This window comes from Peptostreptococcus sp. (assembly GCF_977045075.1).
Window position 1 is genome coordinate 1 of sequence record NZ_CDRRTB010000035.1, and the last position, 14,886, is coordinate 14,886.

Sequence of the window (14,886 nt, forward strand, 5' to 3'; positions counted from 1 at the left end):
ATAGGCTAAATTCCTTTTCTAAATATGACAGGTAGTCATCTATCTGGTCTCCATTCCCGGCAAAGGATGTGAAGTCACAATAGCCACATTTCTTTGAACAAAAGGGTATATGTATGTACAAACCTCTAGTCTTCATATCTTCTCCACTTAAACATAAAACTTCTATACTGGTCTTCCTTTGCCTACCACAGCAAAAGGACACCTAGTATAATACTATAAAAAATGGCTAAACTGCATGTATTCACAATTTAGCCATCTAGATTTCATCTATTACTTGGTTTTACCAAGATTATATATTACAATATCCTACAACTGTGTAGTTAGCTGGAATACCATAATCCTTGTCTAGGTTATCAAATCCCCACTTAGAATCGAACATAGTAACGTCTAGTATTACACCGAAGTATAGCATTACGATACCTGCATCAATCTTGTTTAGGTAGCTTCCTCTGTAGTCTTCGCTATCTATAGCTAGTACAACCTTACCACCATCAACTATAAATCTCCATGGCTGCTTGTTAAGAGCTGATGGAGCCATTCTAGCATATGAGAATGCATCTAGTAGTGCTCTTTCTTCTAGAATTTCTGAAGTTGCTGCATTACCCCACTTGTCTATATAAACCATTTCTTCAAGACTAATTCTTTCAGAACCAGTATTTGAAGTAGACATATTAGACTTAGAATAGTTGTCTCCAGTCTTAGCAGTGTGCTCTACCTTAACTTCCTTAGAAGCATAACCTAAAGCTATTAGGGCTACTACTTCCTTGTCTGTTTCCAAACCAAGAGTTTTCTTTACCATATCTCTATCAGAGTATGATACCCAACAACTATCTATACCAAGATCTCTAGCCTTTAATATTGCTCTTTCACCTACATAACCTGCATTTTCTAAGTGCTGTGGCTTGTCTTCTGATATCAATACTAGGTAGTTTGGTGCTTCTATCATTACACCCTGGTAACCCGCTATACCATATAGACGCTTGTAAGTGTCATCACCAGCGAAGAACTTAGGTTCAATAGCTATTGATCCATCAAGCTTCTTACAGTCCTTTATGTAAGATTCTAATTCTAAAAGTGCCTTAGTATCTACTGGTGTTTCCTTAAAATGTCTTACTGACCTTCCATTCATTATTAATGACTTATAATCCATGTCAAACCTCCAAATATTATTGTTTTTGTATTTTTCTGGCCATCTCTAATAGCCTTTTCTTCTCGTTGAGTTGGGGCTGGGATATGACTTGGCATAATAAGGCATCTAGCAGTATGCCAACTTCCTTACCCATAGCTAGTCCCTCATCTATAATATCCCTACCACTTATTTGTAAGTGAGAAACAGAAAAACACTCTCCTGTTTCTATTATATCATTAAATAGATTGAAAATTAAGCCGATATTTGCATATTTTTCAATAATTTTTGCATAAATTGCGTATTTTGCCAAAATATTATCCCTAGCATCCCTTAAAACTAACTTTAAGGTCAACCTCAAATCATCCCAAGTAGCATTTTCATTTAATAAATCTGCATACTTGTCATCCCTTAGGGTCGTCCAAATAAATATGGTCTTATCTATGTCCTTCTTAGAGTATTTAAAGAATCTTAGCAGGCCCTTTAGGTCTCCCTTGTAGTGGTTGAATACCATGGCCCTTTTGCTTGCCTGCAGGTATCCTTCATCAGAAGCAATATCCTCTAGTTTCATTGCCCTGGTAAGGTCAGCCTGATTAAAGACAAAGTCACCAAACAGGTAGGCCCTTATATCTAGGTCATTTATCAGACTTAATTTATTGGTATTTGCTTTTATTATACCCTCAAATTCAGTATTTATTCTCTCCATAGAAACCTTTTCAATATTAGCAGAATTTCTTCTTATAGATTCCATGGTAGCCCCTTCAATATCAAAGGATAGTTTTGCTGAAAACCTAAGAGCCCTTAGGATCCTTAAGGCATCCTCATTAAACCTCTCATCTGGTTCTCCGACACACCTAACCAGCTTGTTTTCTATATCCTCAAGTCCACCAAACCTATCTACAAGACCCAACTGATCATTATAGGCCATGGCATTTATTGTAAAGTCCCTCCTGGATAGGTCATCCTCAAGTTTTTGACTATAAGATACGGTCCTAGGCCTTCTCATATCCAGATAATCACCATCAAGTCTGTAGGTTGTCACCTCAAAGGCCTCATCATCTATTAAAACAGTAACCGTACCATGCTGGATACCAGTTGGTAAAGTCCTCGAGAATATAGCAATAATATCCTCTGGCAGGGCATTTGTGGTGATATCCCAGTCATGAGGTATCTTGCCCATGACTGAATCTCTCACACACCCTCCAACTACAAAGGCTTCAAATCCTGCCCCTCTTATCGAGTCTAAAACCTGCCTTGCCCTTGTAGGAATTTCAATTTTTATTGTCCTATTATATATATTCATTTTAGTCGTCCAATTTAAGTACAGACATAAAGGCCTTCTGAGGAACTTCAACATTACCAATCTGTCTCATCCTCTTTTTTCCTTCCTTCTGCTTTTCAAGAAGCTTTCTCTTTCTAGAGATATCGCCACCATAACATTTAGCTAAGACGTCCTTTCTATAGGCAGCTACAGTCTCTCTAGCTATAATCTTGTTGCCGACAGCCGCCTGAATTGGTACTGGAAACTGGTGTCTTGGTATTTCACCCTTTAACTTTTCACACATAGCCTTACCCCTTACGAAGGATCTAGACTCATGTATTATGAAGCTTAGGGCATCGACCTGCTCCTTATTTATCAGTATATCCATTTTAACAAGGTTGGAAGGTACATAGCCCTTCATTTCATAGTCTATAGACCCATAACCCCTAGTTCTAGACTTAAGGGCATCAAAGAAGTCATATATTACTTCATTTAGTGGTAGCTCATAGTGGAGCATCACCCTCGTGTCGTCTATGTATTCCATGTCCTTCATGGAACCTCTTCTCTCCTGACATAGCTCCATTACAACACCTACATAATCCTTAGGCACTATAATATCACTTTTTACTATAGGCTCTTCTATCATCCTAATCTCTGTAGGCTCAGGTAGGTTAGCCGGGTTCTGTATCATCAACACCTCACCATCCAGCTTTGTAACCCTGTATATAACAGATGGGGCTGTAGTTATAATATTAAGGTCAAACTCTCTCTCCAATCTCTCCTGTATAATTTCCATATGAAGCAAGCCTAGGAAACCACACCTAAACCCAAAGCCCAGTGCTGCTGAAGACTCAGCCTCAAACTCTAGGGCAGCATCATTAATCTGAAGCTTTTCTAGGGCGTCTCTTACATTTTCATACTTTTCACCCTCACCTGGATATATACCACAATATACCATTGGCGTTGCCTTCTTATAACCTGATAAAGGCTGGTCAGTCCTATTATTCGCATCCGTGATTGTGTCACCAACTCTACAAGACCTAATGTCCTTTATACTTGCAGCTATATAGCCAACATCTCCGGCAGACAGTTCAGCTAACTCAGTGGCATTAGGCGCCATCACACCAACCTCTGTAACCTCGAACTTCTTCTTGCTGTTCATCATCTCAATAACCATACCCTTTTTGACGCAGCCATCAAAGACTCTTACATAGGCTACAACACCTTTGTAGGCATCATAGTATGAATCGAAAATAAGGGCCTTTAGTGGGGCCTGGTTGTCACCAACTGGAGCTGGTACATGCTTAACTATGGCCTCAAGAACATCCTCTGTATTTATATCGTTCTTAGCTGATATCAGTGGAGCTTCACTACAGTCAAGTCCAATCAAGTCCTCTATCTCATCCTTTACATAATCAGGCCTAGCACTAGGTAAGTCAATCTTATTTATAACCGGCAGAATTTCTAGATCCTGTTCTAGGGCCAAGTATACATTGGCTAGGGTCTGGGCCTCTACACCCTGGGCAGCATCTACCACTAGTAGGGCACCCTCACAGGCAGCTAAGGACCTAGATACCTCATAGTTAAAGTCTACATGTCCTGGTGTATCAATTAGGTTTAGGTAGTATATTTCCCCATCATTCGCCCTGTATTCAAGACGTACATTCTGCAGCTTGATGGTAATACCCCTCTCTCTTTCAAGGTCCATATTGTCTAGTAGTTGGGCCTTCATATCTCTTTCAGACACTAGTCCAGTCTTTTGTATAAGTCTATCTGCCAAGGTAGACTTACCGTGATCTATATGTGCAATTATGCTAAAGTTTCTAGTATTATTCTGTCTATTTCCCAAATAAAATTCCTCCTTTTATGTAAGATTCCATATGTATTCATTTTACATTTTACTTTAAAAAGCTGTCAACGTAAAGATGTGTATTGAAAAATGAATATTTTTTTATTAAATATTGTAATTTGGCTTGATTTTTATCCCTAAGTCTGTTAAAATTGTGTATGTTGATTATGAATTTAGAACAAATATAGGGAGGTGAAGATAGATGGCAAATATTAAATCTGCTAAGAAGAGAATCGGAGTTATAGAAAAGAAGACTGCTTTAAATAGAGTTAGAAAGTCTCAGATAAAGACTGCAATAAGGAGATTCGATGAAGCTGTACTTGCAGGTAACAAGGAAGAAGCTCAGGCTAAGTTCCAGTTAGCTCAGAAAAAGATATATCAGGTAGCATCTAAGGGTACTATCCATAAGAATGCTGCTGATAGAAAGGTATCTAAGCTAGCTAATAGACTAAACTCTTTAAACGCTTAATAAGGAATAATATGATATCGACGGGTATCATTTATAATTGTGACAACGCAATGTATAGATATATCTTGTGTGTCAAACGTTTGAAAATACTAGATATAATAAATCCACTAGCCTGCTAGTGGATTTATTTATATCTAGTATTTTTTGTATATTCTATTATAGCCATTCAGCCAAAGATTACATGTATTATAATCAAATCAATTAATATCCCGTTTTTTCTATATATATGCTTCCAAACTACTTATTACAGGCCTCTACTATCAATATTTCAGCTGCCAACCTGTCCGACATCTTACCCTGCTTGATAGCATAGTCAAAGTCTGATATAGACTTTATAATAGCCCTAATAGATTCTTCATCAAAGTTCTTGGCCTGGCTGGCTAGCTTGTTCATGACAAACTTCTGTAGACCCATGGTAGCTTTAATTGAATCAAAGGATAGCTTAGCATCCTGTAGGGCCTTTATCTGTAGTATCTGACTAAACCTTGTTGATAACAAGGAAAAAGTACCTAAAATAGAACCACCACTGTAGAGCATGTCATCAAAAAGTCTCAGGGCCATCTTCGTATTCTTGGTTCCTATCATATCTATCATCTTAAATACATTGTCCTCTATATTATTAGTCAAGAGCTTGTCTATGGACTCCTTGTCCAAGACCTTCCCCTTACCTATATAGGCACATATCTTGTCTATTTCATTTTTTAGGTCTGCCAGGGTAACTGAAGACTTCCTATCCTTATAACCAACTAGGTTAATAAAATATACTAATTCAGAATTATTTGCTTGGACCTGGTTTTTCTCAAAGGCTTCCTTACACCATTTAAATAGGTCCATATCATCAAGCTTGTCCATAACTGAAACATCACCTAGCTTACTAATAGACTTATATAGCTTAGACCTCTTTGTATCTACCTCACCATAAGAGGCAAATAGGACTAGGGCAGTATCCGGCATATTTTCAATTATTCTTATAAGCTCAGATTCAGCCTCCTCGTTAAAAAACCTTCTTTTAGCTTGTAGTAATTCGAAATCCTTGACAAGCACATACCTCCTGTCAGACATCATAGGTAGGGTCTCTATAGCAGATACTAGGCTCTCTAGATTGGTTTCCTGGCCATCTATAAGTGTCAGGTTAAAGTCTGGCATCGACCCCTTAGCTAGGTCCTTAAAGGCGTCAACTACTTGATCTATAAGGAGTAATTCCCTACCGTAAACTAGGTTAATCTTATTCAATTTTCTATCCTTAAATCTTTCTAGTAGGTCACTTATCTTCATAAATCCTCCATCTAATCTGTCTTGTTCACCTTAATATAATATATTTCTAAAAATATTGCAAGTCCAAGGGCTACTATATAGTAGGCTATCAATATAAGCGGGCTCATTGATCTTATCTCCATATTATAGGCCCCATAATTTGCCAGCCTCTCTAGAAAATAATATACTGGTCCTAGTATGGCCTTGTTTATATATGCTACTGATAAGGCTAAGTCTATAGATATTCCATAAACCAGCAAGGAAAGCATGTCTAAAAATACCACCAGACCTATAAAGGGTAATATAAATATATTCCCTATCACTCCAACCATTGAAAAGGTCTTAAAGTTATATAGAACTAATGGAAAGGTCAAAATATTTGCAGCAAGGCAAGTATTCAAAAAATCAGTGTATATATACTTCCGTAAGTACTTGGTATATATAACTATGGATAGAACAGCTAAAAAGCTGAGTTGGAAGGATATATTATATATAATATATGGGTTGAGGTAGATCATTATACTGGCTATTAGGGCCAATATATTTATAGAATCAAGTCTCCTATCTAGAAAGTATGTCATGGCCCCTAATAGGCTAAGACATATGGCCCTTGTTATGGAAGGTCCACCTCCAACCAGTAAATTATAAAGGATGAGTAATATAAATAATAGTCCCAACCTACCTAAGCTATTAATCCTACCTACCAAGACCAGGAAGATTCCTACTAGTATAGATATGTGAAGCCCAGAAATACTCATTACATGACTCACTCCCGCATCCCTAAAGTTATATACCACATCCTTATCTAGGTCTCCCCTATAGCCAAGCACTATAGAGTTGAGTATATCACCATAGGACTTGTACATAAACTTGTTAGCCTCTGTGCAATAGTCCTTCATCCTACCAATCATATAATACATTCCTGACCTCCCATACAGATGTGTACTTGATAGCTCAATATAGGTATCAATACCCTTAGACCTAAGATGTCTTCCATAGTCAAAATCCTTTATTTTCAAGTCATCAAGATCTTTATACTTACCAGTCATGCATATCCTATCACCTACATGTAGACCCCTATCCTTACCAGAAAAATCAACTGCTAGTACCCCATTCATATAGTATTTTGTCGTCCTTTTTTTCTTAACAATATTTGTTACAGTTCCCTTAGTCAGACCAGGGTCACCCTGTCTAACTTGCCTTGTCCCTAGCCTCTGCCAGTTAAGCATTAGGACTAGGGCTAGAACAAGTAGCCCAAACCGTCTCATAAAACCACCTCTATAGCATATAGGCAGATTTATGTAAAAGACCTACTTTATATACCTATTACCTAAACATACTCATTAATGTAGTTTGTCTTTTTCTTGAAATCAAAAATTGCCCTTAGACTGTCACTTACATCTATGCCCTTAATAAAGCATATATCCTCTATTGTCCTATAAGCAAATAGAAGACTTGTTAATTCATTTATAGTCAGGCTAATATCAATTTCAGGTAGGTCCTCAACAAGTCTTTCTAAGGCAGCCCCATCATCTCCCAGCATTGTATTTTCAGCAAGTCCATATAAATCAGTTACTGCATTACCATGTTTTCTAGCCCTTAGCATCCCAGTATTGTTATCAAAGCTATAGATACCATTATTTTCCCTAATTACAGGGTCACTAATCTCTATATTAAGGCTATGACCTTCTTGACCTGTCTTTATTTCTAGATCTCTTAAAAAGTTTTCTATATCAACTATCCTAGCCATCATAAATGGTTTTATAGTAAAACTAGCGTCCTTTGGATTATCTAGTATATCCATCAGCCTATCATCTATACCTGTATTTATGGTGACTGTCTTACACTGGGTATTGTGGTTAAATATGAACTTTAAAACTGACTGGTAGGACTTCATATCCTTGTAATATACCTCTCTTACAAAGAAGTCTCCACCATCAATCGTATAGGCAAGATAGGCTGTTGGCTGTCCATCCCTATAGGAAATATAGATATAACCACCCTCTATTTCCATCTCCTCTACAAATTCAGTAAAATAAGCCTGGTCCCTAAGGGCAGATCCATTATAGGCAGTTATAGCGGACGAATAAACTTTTACTAAATCGTCTGCATCTTCCTTGCTAGCCCTCTTAAAGCTACCATCTAGCTTAAATTTTTTAAGGTCAAATATATCAAGCTTGATCTCCAAAATATCATAACATGTCTCGAAACCATAGGTTCTATAAAGCCTGTGATCTATTGGCATCAAGATAGCAAATGACTGGTCCATAGCCCCTACTTGATACAAAGATCTTGACATAAGGTCTGCCATGAAGCCCATCCCCCTTGCTTCTGCCAAGGTTGATACACCTACTACATATGATGTATCTAGGTCCTTACCTCCTAGTTTCACCCTATGCTGGTTTAGATGGATAGCTGACAGAATCCTGCCCCCATCCTCTACTACCATTGTCTTATCTGGATTGTACTTATTCTTAAAGTAAAAGTCCACATAGTCCTGACTATCAGTAAAACAGTAGGTCCAAAGGTCTCTTACTCCCTGATTTTCATTTGTATTTGTAAATCTAATTTCCATTTTTTCTTCCTTTCAAAATACACTTACCTATATTATATCATGCTAGCTCGACTAAGACTAACTATGGATAATTTTTTGTTAATTAACTTCTAGGTATTTCTAAATAAAATAACACCCTCGTATTGTTATATGCGAGGGTGTTATTTTATTTAAATTTGATTTTTAGTTTGATTCTCCAACAGCATTATTAAATTGATCTTACTGTATACTTTTCTACAAACCTCTCTGGGTAATATGACATCTTGGCCTTTCTCAGACCTTCAACACCCATATCCTCTTCCCTATTTACCCACTTAACGTCTGGGAAAATATCGCTTATAAACATCTGGTTTATATATGGATATAGACCTCTTATTTCTGCATTGGCCTTTTCTATATGAACTAGGGCCATTTCATCATTTATCTTCTCACCCATACTAAAGGCTTCAAGCTTACCATCTATAAATATACCATAAATTTTTAGCTTATCCTTTAAAGCCGAATAGTTATCAAGAAGCTTCTTTATACCTATGTACTCATCATCTATACTGTCTTCAAATTCCTGGTCTCCATCCTTACTTGTAGACCAAGCCTTTAATAAAGCAAAGCATTCAGGAAAGTCCTTTTCGTCTAAAAGCCTTCTCTCAACCCTACCTTCGTATTCTCTCTTAAAGAAGTTAAGGTGATTTCTTTTACTACTCAATTTTCTTCCCTTGACTGTCCTTAGCTTCTCAGCATCGTATATATAGTCGAATATATCCCTCTCCTCTATATACTCAAACTTGCCAGGATATAATTCCTTCAACATTTCTACAACGTTTAGGTCTATACCCCTAAAATATATCTTGTGCTTGCCATCATCAAAGAAGTTGATAGCATACTCGATTGCTGCTGGTATCTTATCCTCAGGAGCCAGTGGAAGGATAGAGAATATCTCACCATCATGTTCTCCAACTAGGATAGCAAAACCATCACCTATATGGTAATGTGTCTTGTAGGCGTGCTGCCACATATATAAAGTATTAAAACAGTATTCACATGCTTCATAATTAACCAAATCAAAGTACTTATCAAGTATTGGTTTGGCCTCAATATTTATTTCCTTAAATTCCATAAAATCTCCTCTATTCTTCTAACCCAACAAAATATTAAACTATTACTAAATAATATTTTGAAAACTGTCTATATAATATTACAAAATTTCTCTTGATTTTAGCTTTACTATATTTATTTGACACTCATTATTGAATACCCAAATTCCCGCCCCTTAATCACAAGTACCTAGATTATCTAGGACCGAACCAGGCCAGGATATTAAAATAATTGGTCACTTAGCTAACTGTTACATTATATACCCAAGGAAGAAAAATGTAAACCATAAAATTACATTTAGAAAGGAAGAAAGCTTATCTATGAGTAAAAAATCACTATTTAAGGTCCTACTAGCCTCTTTAACTCTCCTATATATGGTATTTTGCCTTACAGGCTGCAATCCCCATAAAGACCAACTTCAGATTCATGTCATAGATGTTGGCCAGGGCGACTCAACCCTAGTAGTGACACCAGATGATAAAAATATCCTAATAGATGGGGGTGAAGATGAATACTCCCGAAATGTTATACGTCACTTAAAGAGATCCCATATAAGAAGGCTTGACGCTGTCATAGGTACCCACTTCGACAGCGACCATATTGGTGGCCTAGACAAGGTTATAGAAGAGTTCCCGACTAACAAGGTCTACTTCCCTCCTTCCAAGGCCTCAAAGACCGACCTAATAGAAATACTAGACGTGTGTAGGCGTAAAAATATAAAAATCACACCAATTATGGCAGGTAGCCAGCTTAAATTTGATCAGACCCTAATAAATGTCCTGTCACCTAGAAAAATATCTAATACTGATGAGAACAAAAACTCTCTTATTTTCACCATATACCAAGATGGTATGAGCTTTATGTTTACTGGCGATGCCGATTCTGAAATGGAGAGGGAGGTCCTGACCCACTACAGACTCCCCATGTGCATATACCTCAAGGCAGGCCACCATGGTAGTAAGACAGCCTCCTGCGATGAGTTTATAGGGACAATAAGACCCAAAATAGCCTCTATATCCTGTGGCTACAAAAATAAGTATGGTCACCCCCACCAGGAAACTCTGGATACCCTAAAGAAATACCAGGTCCAAACCTTTCGTACAGACCTAAATGGTGATATGGTCTTCTATTTCGACCTTAGGAATACAAAAAAAATCTATTCCAAAGAGAAGTATCTTTCAGAATAGATTTTAAACTTTTTGATTTACTTAGATATCAGGCCCAATAGGTCTCTAACTATATATGATGCAATTACAAGACCTCCAGCAGATGGTACAAAGGATATACTACCATTAATTCTTTCCTGCCTGCCATCAACTTCAACTAGCCTAGGTTGGCTTGGTTTTTCCTTTGAGTAAACCACTGTCAGCTTCTTTATACCCCTTTGCTTAGCCTCCTTGCGGACCAGCTTAGCTAGGGGACACATCTCTGTCTTGTGTATGTCGCTAACCTCTATCTGGCACGGGTCTAGCTTATTACCCATACCCATAGAGCTAATAATTTTTAGCCCCCTCTTATAGCAGGTATCTATAAGGTGAATCTTTGACTTTACCATGTCTATTGCATCAACTACATAGTCATAATGCCCTTCCAAGAGCCTGTCAGATGTAGTCTCATCATATAGGGATATATAGCCTCTTACATCTATTTCAGGGTTTATATCCCTTACCCTTTCTAGTACTACATCTACCTTCTTAGACCCAACAGTTGAATGGAGGGCTGGTAGCTGCCTATTTATATTGGTTGCATCTACATCATCAAAGTCTACTAGGGTCAAATGGCCTACACCTGCCCTAGCTAAGGCTTCAACAACATAACTCCCAACTCCACCTAGACCAAATACTATCACCCTTGACTGGTCTAGTCTTTCTAAGGCTTGATCTCCAATTATTATACTTGTTCTTTCCTTGAATTTTTCCATAGCCTACCTACAGTCTATTTAGTAAAGAAGTCTTCTATCTTCTGACCTAGCTTTTTCTTGCTGCCATTGACGATTTCTCCATCTTCTTCTGCAAACTTCTTCAATAGGTCTGCCTGCTTATCACTTATCTTCTTAGGTATTTGTACATTGACCTTTACATACTGGTCTCCCCTAGTAGACGAGTTAATGCGCTGGATACCCTTGCCCTTTAGTCTAAAGACAGTTCCAGTCTGTGTTCCTGGTGGCATTGAGTACTTAACGTTACCATCTATAGTAGGAACTTCAAGTTCATCACCTAGTGTAGCCTGGACAAAGGATATAGGCATATCCATATATATATCAAATCCATCCCTCTTGAATAGCTTATGAGGCTTGACTTCTATCCATAGGTATAGGTCACCCCTAGGTGCTCCTGGTTCACCAAATTCACCCTGGCCTGCCAGCTTAATAGTCTGACCATCATCTATACCAGCTGGTATATTTACCTCTATTGTCTTAGTCTTTCTTACTGATCCTGATCCACCACACTTGCTACAAGGACTCTCAATCTTCTCACCTGTACCGTGACAGTCTGGACACTCTCTCTGAGATGCCATACTACCAAACATAGTCTGTCTAACCTCACTGATTACACCCCTACCTCCACATGTATTACATGTGGACTTAGATGTACCAGGCTTGCATCCTGTACCATGACATTCATCACATTCTTCACTTCTATTTACCTTAAGACTTACCTTCTTCCCGAATACTGCTTCTTCAAAGGTAATTCCTATATGTTGCCTAATATCAGCACCCCTTCTAGGTCCCCTCTTCTGGGCACCACCAAAGCCACCAAATCCTCTAGAGCCTCCACCAAAGAAGTCTCCAAATATATCTCCAAATATATCTCCAAAGTCGCCAGCCCCATTAAAGCCACCAGCTCCTCCGAATCCACCCTGACCATTTACTGCATCAGCACCATACTGGTCATAGATTTGTCTCTTTTGTGGATCTGACAATACCTCATAGGCTTCATTTACTTCCTTGAACTTTTCTTCAGCTTCCTTGTTGTCAGGATTCCTATCTGGATGGTATTTCATGGCTAATTTTCTATATGCTTTTTTTAGTTCTTTATCATCAGCAGTCTTTTCTACTCCTAAGACTGCATAATAGTCTTTATTGGCCAAAATTTACACCTTCCCCTCTATTTCAACAACAATAGCTTGCGGTAATCCACAAGCCATTGTCGTATTTTACCTATCAATTATAGGCTATCTTTTTGCTCCTGTCTATACCAGGTCCAATAATTATTACTTGTCGTCAACTTCTGTGAAGTCAGCGTCAACTACATTATCATCCTTTGGCTGGTTCTGAGCTTCTTCCTGACCACCCTGCTGAGCCTGAGCTGCCTGAGCCTTAGCATATAGGTCCTGAGAAACCTTCTGGAACTTGCCCATCAACTCTTCTACTGCAGCGTTGATTTCTTCAACTGAAGCATCTTCCTTGTCCTTAACCTCTCTAACCTTAGCTATAGAAGCTTCTATATCAGACTTTTCATCTGCTGCTATGTTTTCTCCAGCCTCAACTAAAGTCTGTTCTGTCTGATAAGCTATAGCCTCAGCGTGGTTAATTGCTTCTATCTTTTCTTTCTTCTTCTTATCAGCCTCTGCATTAGCCTCAGCCTCTCTTACCTTCTTTTCTATTTCTTCTTCTGACATATTTGTATTAGAAGTTATAGTTATCTTCTGTTCCTTACCAGTTCCAAGGTCCTTAGCTGTTACATTTACTATACCATTAGCATCTATATCAAATGTAACTTCTATCTGAGGTATCCCCCTCTTTGCTGGTGGTATGTTTGTCAACTGGAATCTACCTAGAGTTGTATTGTCATATGACATAGCTCTTTCACCCTGTAATACATGGATATCAACTGCTGTCTGGTTGTCAGCAGCTGTAGAGAATACCTGTGACTTTTTAGTTGGTATAGTTGTGTTTCTTTCAATTATCTTAGTAAATACATTACCTAGAGTTTCTATACCTAATGAAAGCGGAGTAACATCTAGTAGAAGTATATCATTTACTTCACCTGTTAGTACACCTGCCTGTATAGCAGCACCTGCAGCAACGCATTCATCTGGGTTGATACCCTTGTGTGGGTCCTTGTTTATAAACTTCTTAACAGCATCCTGTACTGCCGGTATTCTTGTAGAACCACCAACAAGTAGTACATCGTCTATTTCTGATACAGATACACCTGCATCCTTAATTGCCTGCTCAGTAGGTCCCATAGTCTTAGCAACTAGTTCAGCAGTTAATTCATTGAACTTAGCCCTAGTCAAGTCTATGTTCATATGCTTTGGACCCTCTGCAGTAGCAGTAATGAATGGAAGGTTTATGTTCGTTGTCATTGTAGAAGAAAGTTCCTTCTTAGCCTTTTCAGCTGCTTCCTTTAATCTCTGAAGAGCCATTTTGTCAGCCTTAAGATCTATTCCTTCTGCCTTCTTAAATTCACTTGCCAAGTAGTCTATAAGAACCTGGTCAAAGTCATCTCCACCTAGCTTGTTGTTACCAGCTGTAGCCAATACTTCGAATGTACCATCACCAATTTCTAGTAAAGATACGTCGAAAGTACCACCACCAAGGTCAAATACAAGGATTTTCTTTTCTTCTTCTAGCTTATCAAGACCATAAGCTAATGATGCAGCTGTTGGCTCGTTGATAATTCTCTTAACCTCTAGGCCTGCTATCTTACCAGCATCCTTAGTAGCCTGTCTCTGTGCATCTGTAAAGTAGGCTGGAACTGTAATTACAGCTTCAGTTACCTTTTCTCCAAGGTAGGCTTCAGCATCAGCCTTTAGCTTCTGTAGTATAATAGCTGAGATTTCCTGTGGAGTATAGTCCTTACCGTCTATGTTTACCTTGTAATCAGTACCCATGTGAGTCTTGATTGATGTTATAGTTCTGTCTGCGTTTGTTACTGCCTGTCTCTTAGCCGGCTCACCTACTATTCTTTCACCATCTTTAGTGAAAGCTACTACTGATGGAGTAGTTCTCATACCTTCATTGTTAGGTATTATTGTTGGCTCTCCACCTTCTAATACTGCGACACATGAATTAGTTGTTCCTAAATCTATTCCTATTACTTTTCCCATTTTTATTACCTCCAAAATTATTTTTTTATTTTTGTATTTATTTATATTATTTATTTGTTAACTTATAATAATCTTCCTAGCAAGAAACCTTGACCATACTGGCCCTTAAAACCTTCTTGTCTAGCCTGTAGCCCTTTTGTAGGACCATTAAAATCTTACCTGGTTCATATTCATCACTAGCCTCCTGCATTACTGCCATATGAAGGTTAGGGTCAAAATCTTGACC

General features: G+C 38.1%; 13 protein-coding genes. 2 read left to right on the forward strand and 11 right to left on the reverse strand.

Going from position 1 to position 14,886, the window contains the following annotated elements; genetic code table 11:
* Positions 1 to 289: 289 nt before the first annotated feature.
* The 3 genes from ACW6OJ_RS04305 to lepA are packed head-to-tail and all read right to left on the reverse strand — an operon-like array spanning position 290 to position 4,236.
* Complete coding sequence (locus ACW6OJ_RS04305) at positions 290 to 1,150, reverse strand: nitroreductase family protein (RefSeq protein ID WP_293426395.1); 861 nt, start codon at positions 1,148 to 1,150, stop codon at positions 290 to 292.
* Positions 1,151 to 1,166: 16 nt separating this feature from the next.
* Positions 1,167 to 2,429, reverse strand: coding sequence for a CCA tRNA nucleotidyltransferase (locus tag ACW6OJ_RS04310; RefSeq protein WP_455104599.1), 1,263 nt, complete (start codon positions 2,427 to 2,429; stop codon positions 1,167 to 1,169).
* 1 nt (position 2,430) lies between these two features.
* Positions 2,431 to 4,236, reverse strand: coding sequence for a translation elongation factor 4 (gene lepA / locus ACW6OJ_RS04315; protein ID WP_455104598.1), 1,806 nt, complete (start codon positions 4,234 to 4,236; stop codon positions 2,431 to 2,433).
* A 202-nt stretch (positions 4,237 to 4,438) separates the two neighbouring features.
* Between lepA and rpsT the strand changes: the two genes are divergently transcribed.
* Complete coding sequence (rpsT, locus tag ACW6OJ_RS04320) at positions 4,439 to 4,705, forward strand: 30S ribosomal protein S20 (RefSeq protein ID WP_293426389.1); 267 nt, start codon at positions 4,439 to 4,441, stop codon at positions 4,703 to 4,705.
* 237 nt (positions 4,706 to 4,942) lie between these two features.
* Here the strand turns inward: rpsT and holA are convergent, their stop codons facing one another.
* From holA to ACW6OJ_RS04340, 4 genes are all read right to left on the reverse strand, one after another.
* Complete coding sequence (holA, locus tag ACW6OJ_RS04325) at positions 4,943 to 5,980, reverse strand: DNA polymerase III subunit delta (RefSeq protein ID WP_455104597.1); 1,038 nt, start codon at positions 5,978 to 5,980, stop codon at positions 4,943 to 4,945.
* An 11-nt stretch (positions 5,981 to 5,991) separates the two neighbouring features.
* Entirely contained in the window at positions 5,992 to 7,227 is a 1,236-nt protein-coding gene (locus ACW6OJ_RS04330; protein ID WP_456095869.1) for a ComEC/Rec2 family competence protein, read from the reverse strand.
* A gap of 62 nt (positions 7,228 to 7,289) precedes the next feature.
* Positions 7,290 to 8,534 (reverse strand): GNAT family N-acetyltransferase, encoded by a 1,245-nt coding sequence (locus ACW6OJ_RS04335; RefSeq protein ID WP_456095870.1) that lies wholly within the window; start codon positions 8,532 to 8,534, stop codon positions 7,290 to 7,292.
* Between the two features lie 187 nt (positions 8,535 to 8,721).
* Positions 8,722 to 9,627, reverse strand: a complete 906-nt coding sequence (locus tag ACW6OJ_RS04340) for a DUF2156 domain-containing protein (RefSeq protein WP_455103940.1) — start codon at positions 9,625 to 9,627, stop codon at positions 8,722 to 8,724.
* Positions 9,628 to 9,925: 298 nt separating this feature from the next.
* On the opposite strand from ACW6OJ_RS04340, the gene ACW6OJ_RS04345 reads away from it, so the two are divergent.
* Positions 9,926 to 10,792 carry a ComEC/Rec2 family competence protein gene (locus ACW6OJ_RS04345; protein WP_455104594.1) on the forward strand — a complete coding sequence of 289 codons (867 nt, stop codon included), beginning with the start codon at positions 9,926 to 9,928 and terminating at the stop codon, positions 10,790 to 10,792.
* Between the two features lie 17 nt (positions 10,793 to 10,809).
* Here ACW6OJ_RS04345 and ACW6OJ_RS04350 read toward each other — a convergent pair whose 3' ends face one another.
* The 4 genes from ACW6OJ_RS04350 to ACW6OJ_RS04365 form a co-directional block, all read right to left on the reverse strand.
* Entirely contained in the window at positions 10,810 to 11,526 is a 717-nt protein-coding gene (locus ACW6OJ_RS04350) for a tRNA threonylcarbamoyladenosine dehydratase (RefSeq protein ID WP_455104593.1), read from the reverse strand.
* 14 nt (positions 11,527 to 11,540) lie between these two features.
* Complete coding sequence (dnaJ, locus tag ACW6OJ_RS04355; protein WP_455104592.1) at positions 11,541 to 12,695, reverse strand: molecular chaperone DnaJ; 1,155 nt, start codon at positions 12,693 to 12,695, stop codon at positions 11,541 to 11,543.
* Between the two features lie 123 nt (positions 12,696 to 12,818).
* Positions 12,819 to 14,660, reverse strand: a complete 1,842-nt coding sequence (gene dnaK / locus ACW6OJ_RS04360) for a molecular chaperone DnaK (protein WP_455104591.1) — start codon at positions 14,658 to 14,660, stop codon at positions 12,819 to 12,821.
* Positions 14,661 to 14,736: 76 nt separating this feature from the next.
* Positions 14,737 to 14,886, reverse strand: a 150-nt coding sequence (locus ACW6OJ_RS04365; protein ID WP_456095871.1) for a nucleotide exchange factor GrpE, incomplete at its 5' end; no start/stop codon positions are given.